The organism is Streptomyces sp. NPDC107538, assembly GCF_055657445.1.
Window position 1 is genome coordinate 233257 of the sequence record NZ_JBVKAY010000005.1, and the last position, 16845, is coordinate 250101.

Here is a 16845-nt window from a genome sequence, read left to right on the forward strand (position 1 = left end):
GTAGAGGGGTTTGCGTGAGGCCATCTGCCAATTGGGCCGGTGTGTCGCACGATCTGGCTGATATTTCGAGCTTTTTTTGTGACCGATCCGATCAGCAGGCCGCCGAGAGCGCGAAATTAACGTGTCGAGAACGCGCCGAGAACGTCCCGACTCGTTCAAGCCGATCGCGTTCCGATCCTCACCGGATCGCCGTTCGGGCATTTTTTTCGAACACGTATTTCATTTATTGGGGTTGTCCGGGCTTCCCCGCGTCGGAGCCCGCGTTCCGCGCCTTCCGGGCCCGTTCCCGCTGCCAGCGGCCGAGCAGGCCCTCGGGGACCTCTTCCGCGGTGAGCGCGAAGACGAGATGGTCACGCCAGGCGCCGTCGATGTGAAGATATCGTGGACGAATGCCTTCCTCGCGGAATCCGAGTTTCTCCACGACCCGTCGGCTGGGCCGATTCTCGGGCCGAATACAGACCTCGATGCGGTGCAGTCCGACGGTCCGGAAGCAGTGGTCCACGACGAGCGCGACCGCCGTCGGCATCACGCCCCGCCCGGCCACCGACTCGTCGACCCAGTAGCCGACATGCCCGGAGCACATGGACCCCCAGGTGATCCCGGCGACCGTCAACTGCCCGACCAGCCGCCCCTGGTACTCGATCACGAACGGCAGCATCCGGCCCGCGTTCGCCTCCGCCCGCAGATGGCGGACCATCTGACGGTACGTCGGCCGGTGGGCGATGGGGCCGCTGGGCGTGGGCGGCGGAATGGTCGCCTCCCAGGGCCGCAGCCAGTCCCGGTTGCGCCGGTTGACCTCGCGCCAGACCCGCTGGTCACGCATCTTTATGGGCCGGAGGACGACGTCGCCGTCCACCAGCGCCACGGGCCAGGATGGGCTGTTCAGCTCGCACCCCCACGGGGTCTGGAGGGGTCCTCCTCGGCCGGGGAGCCGCCGGGGGCCGGCCTCTGGTGGTCCCCGCCGCGGATCTGGTCCACGGCGTGCGTCAGCAGGGGTTCCAGTACGGCCAGGCCGTCCCGTACGCCGCCCGTCGAGCCCGGCAGGTTGACGATCAGCGTGCCGCGCGCGACTCCGGCGAGGCCCCGGGAGAGCGCGGCCGTGGGCACCTTGTCCCGGCCGTACGCCCGGATCGCCTCGGGGATGCCGGGCACCTCGTGGTCGAGGACGGCGCGGGTGGCCTCGGGGGTGCGGTCGGTGGGCGAGATGCCGGTGCCGCCGGTCGTCACGATCACGTCGTACCCGGCGTCCACGCCCGCCCGCAGCGCCGCCTCCACGGGGTCGCCGTCCGGCACGATCTGCGGGCCGTCGACGGCGAAGCCGAACGCCCTGAGCCCCTCGGCGATCAGAGGCCCGCCCTTGTCCTCGTAGACCCCGGCGGCGGCCCGGTTGGAGGCGGTCACGACCAGTGCGGCGTACGGAGTGGTGAGGGCGCCCCCGAGGGACGGTTCCGCCGGGGCCGTCATGTCCGGCTCCAGTCGCCCGACTTGCCGCCCGTCTTCTCCTCGACGCGGACGTCCGTGATGACCGCGCCCTTGTCGACCGCCTTGACCATGTCGACCACGGTGAGGGCGGCGACGGAGACCGCGGTGAGGGCCTCCATCTCGACGCCCGTACGGTCGGTGGTCTTCACGGTGGCGAGGATCTCGACGGCGTCGTCCGCGACCGACAGCTCGACCTTGACGCCCGACACCGCCAGCGGATGGCAGAGGGGGATGAGGTCGGGGGTGCGTTTGGCGCCCATGATGCCGGCGATGCGCGCGGTGGCGAGGGCGTCGCCCTTGGGCACCCCCTCGCCGCGCAGCAGTTCGACCACCTTCGGCGCGACCAGGACCCGGCCGCTGGCGCGTGCGGTGCGCGCGGTCACGTCCTTCCCGGAGACGTCGACCATGCGGGCGGCGCCGGCGTCGTCGATGTGGGTCAGTCGGTCCTGCGGCGTACTCATGGTGGTGTGGCGCTCCCGGTCGGGGCCCGTCGCGGTGCGGCGCGCGGTGCGTTGTGCGCGACACGGTACGCCACCCTCGACGGTTCAGCCGAGCAGGACGACCTCGACCTCCGTACCGGGCTCGACCGACTCGGTGTCCTCGGGGATCACGATGAGCGCGTCGGCGTGCGCGAGGGCCGCCACGAGGTGCGATCCGGCGCCCCCGACGGGGCTGACCTCGCCGTCCGCGTACGTCCCGCGCAGGTACTGCCGACGGCCCGCGGGCGAGGTCAGGGCCTTGGGTGCCTGGAGGGTCGCGGTGGTCGTCGGCCGGTGGACGTCGTACAGACCCATCAGGGTGCGGATGGCGGGCCGGACGAAGATCTCGAAGGAGACGTACGACGAGACCGGGTTGCCCGGGAGGGCGAGGAGCGGGGTGTGGTCGGGGCCGATGGTGCCGAAGCCCTGGGGTTTGCCGGGCTGCATGGCGAGCTTGCGGAAGTCGATGCCGGCGCCCTCCTCGTCCTCGTCGCCGACGGACTCCAGGGCCTCCTTGACCACGTCGTACGCGCCGACGCTGACCCCGCCGGTGGTGACGACCAGGTCGGCGCGGACGAGCTGGTCCTCGATGGTGGAGCGGAGGGTCTCGGCGTCGTCGGCGACGGCGCCGACGCGGTAGGCGATGGCGCCCGCGTCCCGGGCGGCGGCGGTGAGGGCGAAGCTGTTGGAGTCGTAGATCTGGCCGGTGGCGGGTGTCTCGCCGGGCGGGATCAGTTCGCTGCCGGTGGAGAGCACGACCACGCGCGGGCGCGGGTGTACGCGTACGGAGGCGCGGCCGATGGCGGCGAGCAGGCCGAGCTGGGGCGGGCCGAGGATCGTCCCGGCGGCCAGGGCGCGTTCCCCGGCCTTCACGTCGCTGCCCTTCGCGCGTACGTGCGCGCGTGCCTCGGCGGCGCGGTGCACGGCGACCTGGCCGGTGGCGCCCTCGGGGCCGGCGCTGCGGGCGCGCATGCCGGAGACGGGTCCCTCGCCGAGGCCGCCGTCGGTCCACTCCACGGGGACGACCGCCTCCGCGCCGGGCGGCAGGGGGGCGCCGGTCATGATGCGGGCGGCCTCGCCGGGGCCCACGTGGGGTTGTTCGGCCTGGCCCGCCGCGACGTCCCCGATCACCGTGAGCACGGCCGGGAACTCCTCGCTGGCGCCCGCGACGTCCGCGACCCGCACCGCGTACCCGTCCATCGAGCTGTTGTCGAACGGCGGCAGCGAGATCGGCACCGTGACGTCCTCGACCAGCACACAGCCCTGGGCGTCGAGGAGTTGCAGCTCGATGGGTTCCAGGGGGCGGACGGTGGCGAGGATGTCCTCCAGGTGCTCGGTCACCGACCAGAGGTGGCCCGGTCCGGTGGTGCGGGTCGCGGCGGTGCTCAATGTGGCTACATCTCCTCGGCTACGTAACTGCGAAGCCAGGTCCGGAAGTCCGGTCCCAGGTCTTCACGTTCGCATGCGAGTCTGACAATGGCACGCAGGTAGTCGCCGCGGTCCCCGGTGTCATAGCGGCGGCCCTTGAACACGACGCCGTGCACGGGGCCGCCGACCTTCTCGTCCGCGGCGAGCTGCTGGAGGGCGTCGGTGAGCTGGATCTCGCCGCCGCGGCCGGGCTCGGTCCGGCGCAGGACGTCGAAGATCTGCGGGGCGAGGACATAGCGGCCGATGATCGCGTAGTTCGACGGGGCGTCGGCCGGGTCCGGCTTCTCGACGAGGCCCGTGACCTTGACGACGTCGCCGTCCTCGGTGGGCTCCACGGCCGCGCAGCCGTAGAGGTGGATCTGCTCCGGTGCGACCTCCATGAGGGCGATGACGCTGCCGCCGTTGCCCTCCTGGATCTCGACCATGCGCCGCAGGAGCGGGTCGCGGGGGTCGATCAGGTCGTCGCCGAGGAGGACCGCGAAGGGTTCGTCGCCGACGTGCGGGGCGGCGCACAGGACGGCGTGGCCGAGGCCTTTGGGGTCGCCCTGGCGGACGTAGTGCATGGTGGCGAGGTCGCTGGACTCCTGGACCTTGGCGAGCCGGTGGGCGTCGCCCTTCTTCTGGAGGGCGGACTCCAGCTCGTAGTTGCGGTCGAAGTGGTCTTCGAGGGGGCGCTTGTTGCGGCCGGTGATCATCAGGACGTCGTCGAGGCCGGCCGATGCCGCCTCCTCGACCACGTACTGGATCGCCGGCTTGTCCACGACCGGCAGCATCTCCTTGGGAGTCGCTTTGGTGGCCGGCAGGAACCGGGTTCCGAGACCCGCGGCGGGGATGACAGCCTTGCTGATCCTGGGGTTCGCCTCACTCATGGCCCGAACCCTATCGGGTGCCTTTGTGGGGAATCTGTGGCTCCGATGAATTCGCTCTCATATGAGCTGATTACGAACAGTACTGGAGCAACCTGTGAGCCAGATGGGATCCGGACCGGACTCTGCCAAGCGAATGTTGCGCCGAGAGTTCCTCCTGGTGAGGAACGGGTTGACGCCGGATGACGTCCGGAGAACGACCGGCGCCCTTGCGGACCGGGCCCTCGATCTGCCCGAACTGGCGCACGCGCGCACGGTGGCGGCGTACGTCTCCGTGGGGAGCGAGCCCGGCACCCTCGCGCTGCTCGACACACTCCGCGCGCGGGGCGTGCGCGTCCTGTTGCCCGCGCTGCTGCCCGACAACGACCTCGACTGGGGTGTCTACGAGGGAGAGGCCTCCCTCGCGCGCGTGCGGCACGGCGGCCGTATGGAGCTCCTCGAACCGGCCGGTGAGCGGCTCGGCCCGGACGCCGTGACCACAGCCGACGCCGTCCTGCTGCCGGGCCTGGCAGTCGACGCGCGCGGGATGCGCCTGGGTCGGGGCGGCGGCTCCTACGACCGGGTCCTGGCCCGGCTGGAACGCGCGGGCGCGGACCCGGCGCTGGTGGTGCTCCTGTACGACACGGAGGTCGTGGACCAGGTCCCGGCGGAGCCGCACGACCGCCCGGTGCACGCGGTGGTGACGCCGTCGGGGGTACGGCGCTTCCGGTGATCCGGACGCGAAAGCGGCCTCCACGCGTGCGTGGAGGCCGCTTTGCGTGCTCAGGCGGGCGCTACGGCTTCAGCAGCAGCGTGTCGCTCGTGTTCGCCTGGACCGCCTTGTCCGTGAACGACCACGTCAGCAGTTCGCCCTTGACCCACTTGTCGGTCTGGTCGGTGTAGTGCGCGTTGTAGGCGTGCCCGGAGGCGCCGGTGAGGTTGATCCACTTGGACTTGTCGAGGTCCCCGAGGTTGACCACCATGCGCATCGAGGGCACCCACACCACCTCGTAGCCACCCGCCGCGTTCCAGCCGGTGGCGTTGACCGTGGCCTCGCCGCCGCCGAGCTTCCAGGGGCCGCGGTTGAGCATGTACTGGAGGAAACCGGGGCCCTCGGTGCCGAGGGTCTGGTTCTTCAGGAACAGGCGGTGCAGCCGGCCCCAGCTCCAGGTGTCGATGTCCTTGCCGAGCTTGGCGGTCAGCTCCCAACGGGCGTCCCGCATGGCCCGCTTGAACAGCTCGTCACGGGTGTCGACGGCCTTCTGGGTGCGCGTCTTCGGCGTGGACCACCAGGCGTTGTCCTGGTCGTCGATGATCCGGCGGACGACCTCGAACCAGCGGTCGCCGCCGTCCGGCTGCGCCTGGTCCGCGTCGCGCCTGCCGCATTCGCGCACCCGCTGGTCCTCGTCGGCGGGCCCGGTGGAGTCGACCGGCTCGACCGACAGGCACTGTCCCTCGACGCGCAGCTCCTTGGGCAGCTTGTTGCCGAAGGCGAGCTTGAGGATGTTGCGCCAGACCGAGTTGAAGTACGCGGCGGCCGCCGAGTCGGCGTCCTGGGTGTAGTCCCAGCCCTCCAGGAGCTTCTGCGCCTGGCGGACGTTCTTGTCGTTCACGTCGATCTTGAGCAGCAGCGGCACCAGCAGCTTGGCGATCTCGCTGCTGTTGTCCATCTGCATCTGCCGCATGTCGTCGGTGGAGATCTTGCCGCCACCCTTGATCTTCGACTCGATGAGGCTGGTGATCCGCTGCGCGCGCGTGCCGTAGCCCCAGTCCGCGGTGAGCGTGTACGGGTACTTGTCGTCCACGACGGCCTGGTTGGCGGTGACGATGTAGCCGCGCTCCGGGTCGAACTCGTACGGCAGTTCGTCCTGGTCGATGTAGCCGGTCCAGCGGTACGCGGGGTCCCAGCCCGGCGCGGGCAGCGAGCCGTCGCCCTTGCCGCGGGTGGGGATCCTGCCGGGCAGCTGGTAGCCGATGTGACCCTCGATGTCGGCGTAGGTCAGGTTCTGCGAGGGGACGTCGAACAGGGCGGCGGCCTCGCGGAAGTCGTCCCAGTCCTTGGCCTTGTTCATGGCGAACACGGCGTCCATGGAGGTGCCGGGGTCGAGCGCGGTCCAGCGCAGGGCGATGCCGTAGCCGTCGCCGCGGTCGGGGGCGTCCTGGTCGACGGTGGCCTTCTTGCCGACCTGGACGAGTTCGTCGTTGCGGTCGGACAGCAGCGGACCGTTGTTGGTCGTACGGACGACGATCTTCTTGGACTCGCCGCCGGCGACCTCGATGGTCTCCTCGCGGGTGTCGAACGGCAGGACCTTGGAGCCGTACTGGTAGCCGTCGCCGGTGAGCTTCTCCAGGTAGAGGTCGGTGACGTCGACGCCGGAGTTGGTCATACCCCAGGAGATGTCTGCGTTGTGGCCGATTATCACGCCGGGCATGCCGGAGAAGGTGTAGCCGGAGACGTCGTACTGGCACTTCTCGGAGACGGACTTGCAGTGCAGGCCCATCTGGTACCAGACCGAGGGCAGCGTGGCCGACAGGTGCGGGTCGTTGGCGAGGAGCGGCTTGCCGGTGATCGTGTGGTCGCCGGAGACGACCCAGGAGTTGGAGCCGATGCCGTTGCCGTTCACCCCGACGGCCTCGGGCAGGTCCTCCAGGACGGTGTAGAGGCCGTCCAGCTGGGTCTGGAGGGCCGAGGAGTCGGTGGAGGTCCCGGCGGTGCCCGTGCCCGTCCCCGTGCCGCCGGTGCCCTGCGTGGAGCCCGCCGTGCCGCTGGTGCCACCGGTGCCGCTCGTGCCCTGCGTCGAGCCGTCGGTGCTCTGTGTCGAGCCGGACCCGTCCGACCAGGTCTTGGTCAGCTCGTCGTACTGCCCCTCCTGCACGATCGTCTTGTTGCGGTCGTACGGGTACTGCGGGTACAGGTCGGCGATCTGCTTGGGGCCGAGGCGGCTGGTCATCAGGGCGCGGTCGATCTCGTCCTGCATGTTGCCGCGCAGGTCCCAGGCCATCGCCTTCAGCCAGGCGATGGAGTCGACCGGGGTCCACTCCTCGGGCTTGTAGTCGTTGGCGAAGCCGAGGGCCGCGTACTCCAGGGAGATCTCGTCGCCGTCCTTGCCTGCCAGGTAGGCGTTGACCCCCTTGGCGTACGCGTCGAGGTACTTCTTCGTCTCCGCCGAGAGCGTCTTCTTGTACTCCTCCTCGGCGATCCGGTGCCAGCCGAGGGTGCGCAGGAACTCGTCGTTGTCGACCTGGCCCTCGCCGAACATCTCCGAGAGGCGGCCGGCCGTCATGTGGCGGCGCACGTCCATCTCGTAGAACCGGTCCTGCGCCTGGACAAAGCCCTGGGCCATGAACAGGTCCTCGTCGGAGGAGGCGTAGATCTGCGGGATGCCGTTGCCGTCGCGCTTGACGTCGACCGGTCCCGACAGACCGTCCAGGGTTATCGACCCCTTGGTCTGCGGGAAGGAGGCGCGCACGGTGGAGACGGACCAGAACGCCCCATAGCCGACGCCACCGATGATGGCCAGGACCAGGACGATCAGGAGAAGGCGGACTTTGCGTCCCCTCTTCTTCCTGCCGGACTTGCCGGACTGCTGGCCGGAGGAGGCGGGATTGTCGGTGGGCATCGCTGTCCTTGCTGTCCTAACACGAGCGGCAGGTCGGGCTGTGCTTTGTACTGAACGCTGGAGCAACCATAGGCGCAGGGTCCGACACGACTTGACGCGGAGTCGGGAACTGGCACGGACGGCCGTTCGATCTTGCCCTCGCAAGCGTCAAGAAATCGTCAAGAGTTAGGTAAGGTAACGAAGTACTTGCACTGATGTAACCGCAACCGCACGGTTTCCGTGATCGGCTTCGCATGCCCACACGCGCGCGTGCCCGCACCCGGTGCATCGGCATCCCACACTCGGAACCACGTGCGGTTCGGCAAGAAAGGTACGGCCCGCTGACTGTCCACGACCTCAACCAGCTCCTGCTCGTCTGCTCGCTCGTCCTTCTCGTCGCGGTCGCCGCGGTCCGGATCTCGTCGCGCAGCGGGCTCCCCAGCCTGCTCGTGTACCTGGGCATAGGCATCGCGATGGGCCAGGACGGCATCGGCGACATCCACTTCGACAACGCCGAACTGACCCAGGTCATCGGCTACGCGGCCCTCGTCGTGATCCTGGCGGAGGGCGGCCTCGGCACGAAGTGGAAGGAGATCGAGCCGGCCCTGCCGGCCGCCACCTCACTGGCGCTGGTCGGAGTCGCCACGAGCGTCGGCGTCACGGCCGCGGGCGCGCACTATCTGATCGGGCTGGAGTGGCGACAGTCACTCATCATCGGCGCGGTCGTCTCCTCCACGGACGCGGCGGCCGTCTTCTCCGTGCTGCGCCGCATCCCGCTCCCCGCGCGCGTGACGGGCACCCTGGAGGCCGAGTCCGGCTTCAACGACGCCCCGGTGGTCATCCTCGTCGCCTCGCTCTCCATGGCCGGACCGGTCGAACACTGGTACGTCCTGATCGGCGAGATAGTGCTGGAACTGGCGATCGGCGCCGCCATCGGTCTCGCGGTCGGCTGGCTCGGCTCCTGGGGCCTCAGGCACATCGCCCTGCCCGCCTCCGGCCTCTACCCGATCGCCGTCATGGCCATCGCCGTCACCGCCTACGCGGCCGGCGCCCTGGCCCACGGCAGCGGCTTCCTCGCCGTCTACCTGGCCTCCATGGTCCTCGGCAACGCCAAGCTGCCCCACTGGCCGGCCACGCGCGGCTTCGCCGAAGGCGTCGGCTGGATCGCCCAGATCGGCATGTTCGTCCTGCTCGGACTGCTCGTCACCCCGCACGAGATGGGCGACGACATCTGGCCCGCGCTCGTCATCGGCCTGGTGCTGACGATGGTGGCGCGACCATTGAGCGTCGTCGTCGCGCTGACGCCGTTCAAGGTGCCGTGGCGTGAGCAGACCCTGCTGTCGTGGGCCGGACTGCGCGGCGCGGTGCCCATCATCCTGGCGACGATCCCCATGGTGAGCGGCGTCGAGGGCAGCCACCGGATCTTCAACATCGTCTTCGTGCTGGTCGTGGTCTACACCCTCGTCCAAGGCCCGACACTGCCCTGGCTGGCCCGCACGCTGCGGCTGGGCGGCTCCGGCGACGAGGCCGCCGACCTCGGCATCGAGTCGGCTCCCCTGGAGCGGCTGCGCGGCCATCTGCTGTCCGTCGCCATCCCCGAGAAGTCCCGCATGCACGGCGTCGAGGTCAACGAACTACGGCTGCCCGCGGGCGCCGCCGTCACCCTCGTCGTCCGCGACGGCACGTCCTTCGTACCGCTGCCGACCACCGTGCTGCGCCGTGGCGACGAACTGCTCGTCGTCGCCACGGATCCCGTGCGGGACCAGGCCGAACGCCGCCTCAGGGCCGTCGGCCAGGGCGGCAAGCTGGCCGACTGGCTGGGGACGGGGAACGGCGACGGGAACGGGCGGGGGAAGGGGCACGGCGGCCCCCGTCGTTAAATGCGAGTTTCATACCGTTCACACCCCCCTGGAATCACGGGCGCGGCCGCCCATGGTGCTCACTTTCACAGGTGAGCCGACTGATCCCCCTGTACGATGAAGGCGCACTTGATCGGACCAACTCTGTCTGACGCAGAGCTGGCGCGACCGTATGGCGGCCGTCACAACCCCTCTCCAGGGCCCGGCATCTACCGCAGTAGCGCAAGAGGACAGCTCTCGGCGCCCCCGCACGGGCGCGCTACCAGGCGGCGGAAAGGCACGGCCGTGGCATCCACGGTCTCCTCGAACACGTCGAACAACTCGAAGGCGTCCCGCCCGGGCTACGGGCAGCTGTTGCGCACCCCGCGCGCGTGGACGTTCCTTCTGCCCGGCTTCGCGGCACGCCAGCCGTTCGCGATGCTGACCATCTCCATCGTGCTGCTGGTCCAGCACACCACCGGCTCGTACGGGGCGGCCGGCGCCGTGGCCGCCGTGACCGGTGTCTCCATGGCGCTGTTCGCTCCCTGGAGCGGCCGTCTCGCCGACCGGCACGGCCAGCGGGCCGTCCTGATCCCCGGCATCCTCGTCCACGGGGCGGCGGGCCTGTCCCTGACGGCGCTGGCCCTGACGGGCGCCCCCCTGTGGGCGCTCTTCGCCGCCGCCGTGCCGACGGGCGCCTCGGTGCCGCAGGTCGGCCCCATGGTGCGGGCCCGCTGGGGCGTCAAGCTCCAGGACTCGCCCCTGATGGGCACCGCGGCCGCCTTCGAGTCCGTCACCGACGAGCTGACCTTCGTCCTCGGCCCGCTGGTCGCGACCGCGCTCTGCACCGCCGTCCACCCGGCCGCCGGCCTGCTCACCGAGGCGGGGCTCACCCTCGTCGGCGGCCTGCTGTTCGCCGCACAGCGCTCCACCCAGCCGAAGGTCGTTCCCTCGGCCCACGCGCGCGTGGAGCATGTCTCCGCCCTGTCCGTCCCCGGGGTGCGCGTCCTGATAGTCACCTTCCTGGGCATCGGCTCCGTCTTCGGCGGTATGCAGGTCTCCCTCGCCGCCTTCTCCGAGTCGATCGGCGAACCGGGCCTGAACGGCGTCCTGTACGGCGTCTTCGCCGCCGGCAACATGCTCTCGGGCATCATCTGCGGCGCGATCGCCTGGAAGGTGTCCCCGCGACGGCGCCTGATCATCGGCTACACGGCCCTCGCCCTGGTGGCCTCCGCCCTGTGGACCGCCGACTCGGTCCTGGTCCTCGCCGCGCTCGGCCTGCTCGTCGGCATGTGCATCGCCCCCGCCCTGATCACCGGCTACACGCTGGTCGACTCCCTGGTCCCCTCCGGGGCCCGCACGGAGGCCTTCACCTGGCTGACCGGCGCGGTCGCCCTCGGCCAGGCGGCGGCCGTCACGACCGCCGGACAGCTGGAGGACCGGCTGTGGACCGGCGCCGGTTTCCTGGTGCCGGCGGCCGGTACGGTACTGGCGCTGGCGACCCTGTTGGCGCTGCGTACACGGCTGGTGGGCAGGGCCGGAAGCCGTACCGTCGCGCGTGTCGTCGGTCACCGAGTGCCGGTGACAGTGGACTGATACCCGGGGAATAGGCCACTATGGACCGTCGTTAGCACTCATCGAGTGAGAGTGCCAGGAGGAAGACCAGTGCCGACGTACCAGTACCAGTGCACCGAATGCGGTGAGGGCCTCGAAGCGGTGCAGAAGTTCACCGACGACGCCCTGACCGAGTGCCCCAGCTGCAACGGACGCCTCAAGAAGGTGTTCTCCGCGGTCGGCATCGTCTTCAAGGGCTCCGGTTTCTACCGGAACGACAGCCGCGGCTCGTCGTCGAGCAGCAGCCCGGCGTCGAAGTCCTCCTCGTCCTCGGATGCGAAGTCTTCGTCGTCCTCGTCGGACACGAAGTCGTCCTCTTCTTCGTCCTCGTCGTCCTCCGAGTCGAAGTCGTCGTCCTCGGGGTCCTCCTCCGCCAGCAGCACGTCGGCCGCGTAGCGCGTTGTCGCCGCGCAGCACTGCCACCGCGTAACAGGCCTGTCGCCGCGTGGCGCTGCCGCCGCGTGTGTGTTCTTCGTCCGGGACCCCGCCGTCGTACGACGACCGGCGGGGTCCTCGGCGTCTCTCGGCGTCCCGGGGCCCGGTTAGGGTGCGGGCATGGCGAACACGGAGCACGTGGAGATCGGCGTCATCGGCGGATCGGGGTTCTACTCCTTCCTCGACGACGTGACCGAGATACAGGTCGACACCCCCTACGGGCCGCCCAGCGACTCCCTCTTCCTCGGTGAGATCGCGGGCCGCCGGGTCGCCTTCCTGCCCCGGCACGGCCGCGGCCACCATCTGCCGCCGCACCGCATCAACTACCGCGCCAACCTGTGGGCCCTGCGCTCCCTCGGGGCCCGCCAGGTGCTCGGCCCGTGCGCGGTGGGCGGTCTGCGGCCGGAGTACGGACCGGGCACCCTGCTCGTCCCGGACCAGCTGGTGGACCGTACGAAGTCCCGCGTCCAGAGCTACTTCGACGGCCTTCCGCTGCCCGGCGGCGCCGTCCCCAACGTCGTCCATGTCTCGCTCGCCGACCCCTACTGCCCCGTCGGCCGCGAGGCCGCCCTCGGAGCGGCGCGCGGGCGCGACTGGGAGCCGGTGGACGGCGGCACCCTCGTCGTGGTCGAGGGCCCCCGGTTCTCCACCCGCGCCGAGTCCCTGTGGCACCGGGCCCAGGGCTGGTCCGTGGTCGGCATGACCGGCCACCCCGAGGCGATCCTCGCCCGTGAACTGGAGCTCTGCTACACCTCCCTGACCCTCGTCACCGACCTCGACGCCGGCGCCGAGACCGGCGAGGGCGTCTCCCACGAGGAAGTGCTCCAGGTCTTCGCCGCCAACATCGACCGCCTGCGCGGCGTGCTCTTCGACGCCGTCGCCGCCCTGCCGTCGAACGACGGCCGCGACTGCCTGTGCGCGAAGGCGCTGGGCGGGATGGACCCGGGGTTCGAGCTGCCGTGACGGGGTGACCACATCGCTCGGCCGGGGAGGGTGAGGGGCGGAACTCCTCGTTCGGGTGGCGGGGTTTTCCACAGTCGGTGAGTGGTCCACAGGCTTCAGCGGGCTTCGCCGCGAAGCCTCATCGTGGGACCGCAAGCCGATCTCACACAGCAGGTGGTGACCCCATGTCCCGTCCCTCGTCCCCGTCCTCCTCCGCCTCCAGCCGCCGCCCCTCCTGGGCCGCCGGCCCGCCCGGCACCGATACACCTCCCACCTGCGAGGTCCCGCACTTCGCGCCGCTACGGGTGAGGGGCGGCGCCCAGCGGCTCCGTCGCCTCGCCCGCTGCCGGCGGCGCGCCATGGCGGCGGGCCTGGCGGTGACGGCCGCCGCCCTGCTGGTGACGGGGGCGGGCCCGAGGGAAGCGGAACGGGTCAGGGGGCACCCGGTGGCCGACCCGGTCCCCGAGCACCCCACCCGGGTCGAGACGGTGACGGCCCCGGTCCGCATCGCCGACGGCGCGACCGTACGGCTGCTGCGCCCCGGCGACCGCGTCGACGTGATCGCGGCCGAGGAGTCCGCGACGGGTGCCGGTGCCGTACGGGTCGTCGCGCGCGGCGCCCGGGTGTCGAAAGTGCCGTCGGCCGACGAAGCCGCCGAGAGCGGAGCCCTGGTCGTGCTGAGCGTGCCCCGGCGCACGGCGGCCCGGCTGGCCGGTGCGAGCGCCACGTCCCGCCTGGCGGTGACCCTGTGGTGATCAAGAGCCCCGGCGTGGTCCCACATCGGTCAAGTCCCACGATGGAGGGACCCCATTCGACACCCGGGCCCGGCCCTGACGTAGGTTGCGGAGTCGTTTGTTCCACAACCAGCGCAGAAAGGCCTCGTGGTGAGCGAGAAGAACGAGCCGAGCGTCTGGGAGGGCTTCAAGGCCTTCCTGATGCGGGGGAACGTCGTCGACCTGGCCGTCGCCGTGGTCATCGGCGCGGCCTTCACCAACATCGTCAACTCGGTGGTGAAGGGCGTCATCAGCCCGCTGGTGGGGGCGTTCGGCACGAAGAACCTCGACCAGTACCGCTCGTGTCTGAAGGACCCCTGCACGGTGGCGGCGGACGGAACGGTCACCGACGGCGTCGCGATCCTCTGGGGCACGGTGCTGAACGCGACGCTCACGTTCCTCATCACCGCGGCCGTCGTCTACTTCCTGATGGTGCTCCCCATGGCCAAGTACCTGGCCCGTCAGGAGGCCCGCCGCAAGGCGAAGGAGGGCACCCACGAGGTCATCGAGGTGACCGAGCTGGAGGTTCTGAAGGAGATCCGCGACGCCCTGGTGGCCCAGCGCGGCTCGGGCCACGACCGCCCGTAGCGGCGCTCAGGGCCTTCGGCCGGCGGTGTCAGATGTGGTGGGGCGGCTTCTCGTCGAGGAAGCGCCGCAGGTCGGCCGCGCTGTCGCCGCCGCCGTCGCCGGGCCGTTCGCCCCAACCGCGGTCCGTGTCGTCGGACGACGGCCGGCTGAGCGGGTCGTCGAAGACCAGCGCGGCCTTGGGGTCACGCGGTTCGGGGGCGGGAGGCGGGGCGGTGGTCATGCCTCCAGGGTACGGCCCCCGGCACGGACCACCGAAGGCCGCGGCCCGTCCCGCCGCGGCCCCTCCCCCGGCCCGCCCGCACCCGCGTCGGACCCGTCCGCGCACTGCCTCGGTCCGTCCAGGCACCGGTGAACACCCGAGCGAGAATTCCACCGGATTTTCTGGTGTGCTTGGCCCCATGACGTCCAGTCCCCCGCCCCCGGCCTCGCCCCCGCCCCTCTCCTCGGCTGCCGGCCCCGGCCGGGCGCCGGTGCGCAGGCTGATCGCGCGGGGGCGTGAGGAGATCCACCGGGTCGCCTCGCCGCTGGAGCTCTTCTTCGACCTGTGCTTCGTGGTCGCCGTCGCCCAGGCGGGCGTCCAACTGGTGCACTCCGTCGCGGAGGCGCAAGCGGCCGAGGGCATCGTGAACTACGCGATGGTCTTTTTCGCGATCTGGTGGGCCTGGATGAACTTCACCTGGTTCGCCTCGGCGTACGACAACGACGACGTGCCCTACCGCCTGGTGACCCTCGTCCAGATAGCGGGTGTGCTGGTGCTCGCCGCCGGCGTCACCCGGGCCTTCGAGGACCACGACTGGCTGCTGGTCGTACTCGGGTACATCATCATGCGGCTGGCGATGACCGCGCAGTGGCTGCGGGCCGCGCGCACGGCGACGGGCGCCGAGCGGGTCACGGCCCTGCGGTACGCGGGCGGTGTGGCGCTGTGCCAGATCGGCTGGCTGGGGCTGCTGGTCCTGCCCGAGCCGGCCAGACCGTGGCTGTTCCTGGTGATGGCGATCGCCGAACTGTCCGTCCCGGTGTACGCGGAGAGAGGCTTCCAGACGTCCTGGCATCCGCATCACATCGCCGAGCGGTACGGCCTGTTCACCATCATCGTGCTCGGCGAGACGATCCTGGCGGCGACGGTCGCCGTGAAGTCGGCGGTGGACGAGAACGACGCGTTGGGCGAGCTGCTGCCGATCGCGGTGGGCGGGCTGCTGATCGTGTTCTCGGCGTGGTGGGTCTACTTCACCGTGCCCATCCACGGTCATCTGCGCTCCAACAAGGAGAGCTTCCTGTGGGGGTACGGCCACTACCTGATCTTCGCCTCGGCCGCCGCGATCGGCGCCGGGCTGGAGGTCTCGGTGGAGGAGGCGGTGCACAAGGCGCACATCTCCACGCTGGCCGCGTCCGCCGCGGTGACCCTGCCGACGGCGCTGTACCTCCTCTCCGTGTGGGCACTGCACGCCCGCCACTACAAGGTGGGCACGGCCCAGCAGACCGTCCTGCCGCTCGCCGCGCTGGCCGTGGTGCTGTGCACGTTCCTGGGCCACTGGGCGGTGCTGGCGGCGGGCCTCGTGACGACCGTGACGGTCGCGGCCGGAGTGATACTCACGGCCCGAGGGCACCTCACCCACCACGACCACCGCGCCCAGGCCGTCTCCGGCGCCCACGGCTCCCATGACCCCCATGACTCCCGTGACTCCCATGGCAGTTGACGCGCTGACGGATGTCCCCGGCCTGCGGGTCGGGCACGCCACCCGGGTCGGCGGGGGCTGGCTCACGGGCACCACGGTCGTGCTGGCCCCGGAGGGCGGCGCGGTCGCGGCGGTGGATGTGCGCGGGGGCGGGCCCGGCACCAAGGAGACGGACGCCCTCGACCCGCGCAACCTCGTGCAGAAGGTCGAGGCGGTGGTCCTGACCGGGGGCAGCGCGTACGGGCTGGACTCCGCGTCGGGCGTGATGGCCTGGCTGGAGGAGCGCGGACGCGGGGTCCGGGTCGGGCCCGACCCGGCGCATGTGGTGCCGGTCGTGCCGGCCGCCTGTGTCTTCGACCTGGGCCGGGGCGGGGACTTCGGGGCCAGACCGGACGCGGCCACCGGCCGGGCCGCGGTCGAGGCGGCCGACGCGAGCGGGCCCGGGGCGCCGGTGGCGGAGGGATGCGTGGGCGCGGGGACGGGGGCGACGGTCGGGCTGCTCAAGGGGGGCATCGGCACCGCGAGCACGGTGCTGGACTCGGGGATCACGGTGGCCGCGCTGGTGGTGGCCAACGCGGCGGGATCGGTGATGGACGCGGAGACGGGGGTGCTGTACGGGGAGTTGTTCCAGGGCCGGGTGGCGTATCCGGCGCCGGAGGTCCACGACAACGCGCGGCGGCGGATCGCCGAGGCCGCCGCGAAGAGCCCGCCTCCTCCGCTGAACACCACCCTGGCCGTGGTCGCCACCGACGCCGATCTGACCCGCGCCCAGGCCCAGAAACTGGCCGGCACGGCACACGACGGCATCGCCCGCGCCGTACGCCCCGTCCACCTCCTCAATGACGGCGACACGGTCTTCACCCTGGCGACCGGCAGCCGCCCCCTGCCCCCCGAGGCGGGCCCTCTCGCCCTCAACGAACTCCTCGCGGCAAGCGCCGACTTGGTGACCCGCGCGATCGTACGGGCGGTGAGAGCAGCCGAGCCGGTCGCCGGCCCGGGCGGAGTGTGGCCGTCGTACGGGGAGTTGTACGGCCAGTTCCAGTAGTTCCAGCAGAGGGCGACAGGGGCGATTGTCCCGGTTCTGTCACGCGGTGGTGTCAGGCCCGGGTTCGGGGAACCCTCTTGGGCTTCGGGTGCTCTTCGTCC

16 protein-coding genes are annotated in these 16845 nt (G+C 71.0%); 9 read left to right on the top strand and 7 right to left on the bottom strand.

Annotated elements, in window-relative coordinates; translation table 11 throughout:
- Nucleotides 1–223: 223 nt before the first annotated feature.
- From ACZ7MG_RS19395 to galU, 5 genes are all read right to left on the bottom strand, one after another.
- Nucleotides 224–856 carry a GNAT family N-acetyltransferase gene (locus ACZ7MG_RS19395; protein ID WP_471393901.1) on the bottom strand — a complete coding sequence of 211 codons (633 nt, stop codon included), beginning with the start codon at nt 854–856 and terminating at the stop codon, nt 224–226.
- Between the two features lie 26 nt (nt 857–882).
- On the bottom strand, nt 883–1464 hold the full coding sequence (locus tag ACZ7MG_RS19400; RefSeq protein ID WP_471393750.1) for a MogA/MoaB family molybdenum cofactor biosynthesis protein: 582 nt from the start codon (nt 1462–1464) through the stop codon (nt 883–885).
- A complete protein-coding gene (moaC, locus tag ACZ7MG_RS19405) occupies nt 1461–1943 on the bottom strand; it encodes a cyclic pyranopterin monophosphate synthase MoaC (protein WP_471393747.1) in 483 nt (160 codons plus the stop codon). Before moaC ends, ACZ7MG_RS19400 begins: the two co-directional genes overlap by 4 nt.
- Nucleotides 1944–2027: 84 nt before the next feature.
- Entirely contained in the window at nt 2028–3350 is a 1323-nt protein-coding gene (glp, locus tag ACZ7MG_RS19410; RefSeq protein WP_471393743.1) for a molybdotransferase-like divisome protein Glp, read from the bottom strand.
- A 5-nt stretch (nt 3351–3355) separates the two neighbouring features.
- Nucleotides 3356–4258, bottom strand: a complete 903-nt coding sequence (gene galU, locus ACZ7MG_RS19415; protein WP_471393740.1) for a UTP--glucose-1-phosphate uridylyltransferase GalU — start codon at nt 4256–4258, stop codon at nt 3356–3358.
- Between the two features lie 133 nt (nt 4259–4391).
- Between galU and ACZ7MG_RS19420 the strand changes: the two genes are divergently transcribed.
- Complete coding sequence (locus ACZ7MG_RS19420; protein ID WP_471393737.1) at nt 4392–4967, top strand: 5-formyltetrahydrofolate cyclo-ligase; 576 nt, start codon at nt 4392–4394, stop codon at nt 4965–4967.
- 61 nt (nt 4968–5028) lie between these two features.
- Here ACZ7MG_RS19420 and ACZ7MG_RS19425 read toward each other — a convergent pair whose 3' ends face one another.
- Nucleotides 5029–7854, bottom strand: coding sequence for a penicillin acylase family protein (locus tag ACZ7MG_RS19425; RefSeq protein WP_471393734.1), 2826 nt, complete (start codon nt 7852–7854; stop codon nt 5029–5031).
- 233 nt (nt 7855–8087) lie between these two features.
- Here ACZ7MG_RS19425 and ACZ7MG_RS19430 point away from each other — a divergent pair, with 233 nt between their 5' ends.
- The 6 genes from ACZ7MG_RS19430 to mscL all read left to right on the top strand — a co-directional run bounded on the left by ACZ7MG_RS19430 (nt 8088) and on the right by mscL (nt 14023).
- Entirely contained in the window at nt 8088–9713 is a 1626-nt protein-coding gene (locus ACZ7MG_RS19430; RefSeq protein ID WP_471393732.1) for a potassium/proton antiporter, read from the top strand.
- 264 nt (nt 9714–9977) lie between these two features.
- A complete protein-coding gene (locus ACZ7MG_RS19435; protein ID WP_471393730.1) occupies nt 9978–11267 on the top strand; it encodes an MFS transporter in 1290 nt (429 codons plus the stop codon).
- Nucleotides 11268–11336: 69 nt separating this feature from the next.
- On the top strand, nt 11337–11681 hold the full coding sequence (locus tag ACZ7MG_RS19440; RefSeq protein ID WP_471393728.1) for an FmdB family zinc ribbon protein: 345 nt from the start codon (nt 11337–11339) through the stop codon (nt 11679–11681).
- 159 nt (nt 11682–11840) lie between these two features.
- Entirely contained in the window at nt 11841–12683 is an 843-nt protein-coding gene (locus ACZ7MG_RS19445) for an S-methyl-5'-thioadenosine phosphorylase (RefSeq protein ID WP_471393725.1), read from the top strand.
- Between the two features lie 164 nt (nt 12684–12847).
- A complete protein-coding gene (locus ACZ7MG_RS19450) occupies nt 12848–13417 on the top strand; it encodes a hypothetical protein (RefSeq protein WP_471393722.1) in 570 nt (189 codons plus the stop codon).
- A gap of 129 nt (nt 13418–13546) precedes the next feature.
- On the top strand, nt 13547–14023 hold the full coding sequence (gene mscL, locus ACZ7MG_RS19455; RefSeq protein ID WP_471393720.1) for a large conductance mechanosensitive channel protein MscL: 477 nt from the start codon (nt 13547–13549) through the stop codon (nt 14021–14023).
- 28 nt (nt 14024–14051) lie between these two features.
- Here the strand turns inward: mscL and ACZ7MG_RS19460 are convergent, their stop codons facing one another.
- Nucleotides 14052–14243, bottom strand: a complete 192-nt coding sequence (locus ACZ7MG_RS19460) for a hypothetical protein (protein ID WP_471393718.1) — start codon at nt 14241–14243, stop codon at nt 14052–14054.
- 178 nt (nt 14244–14421) lie between these two features.
- On the opposite strand from ACZ7MG_RS19460, the gene ACZ7MG_RS19465 reads away from it, so the two are divergent.
- Both ACZ7MG_RS19465 and ACZ7MG_RS19470 read left to right on the top strand, forming a co-directional pair.
- Nucleotides 14422–15720, top strand: coding sequence for a low temperature requirement protein A (locus tag ACZ7MG_RS19465; RefSeq protein ID WP_471393717.1), 1299 nt, complete (start codon nt 14422–14424; stop codon nt 15718–15720).
- Complete coding sequence (locus ACZ7MG_RS19470; RefSeq protein ID WP_471393715.1) at nt 15710–16744, top strand: P1 family peptidase; 1035 nt, start codon at nt 15710–15712, stop codon at nt 16742–16744. The genes ACZ7MG_RS19465 and ACZ7MG_RS19470 overlap by 11 nt, the downstream gene beginning before the upstream one ends.
- Nucleotides 16745–16845 lie beyond the last annotated feature (101 nt).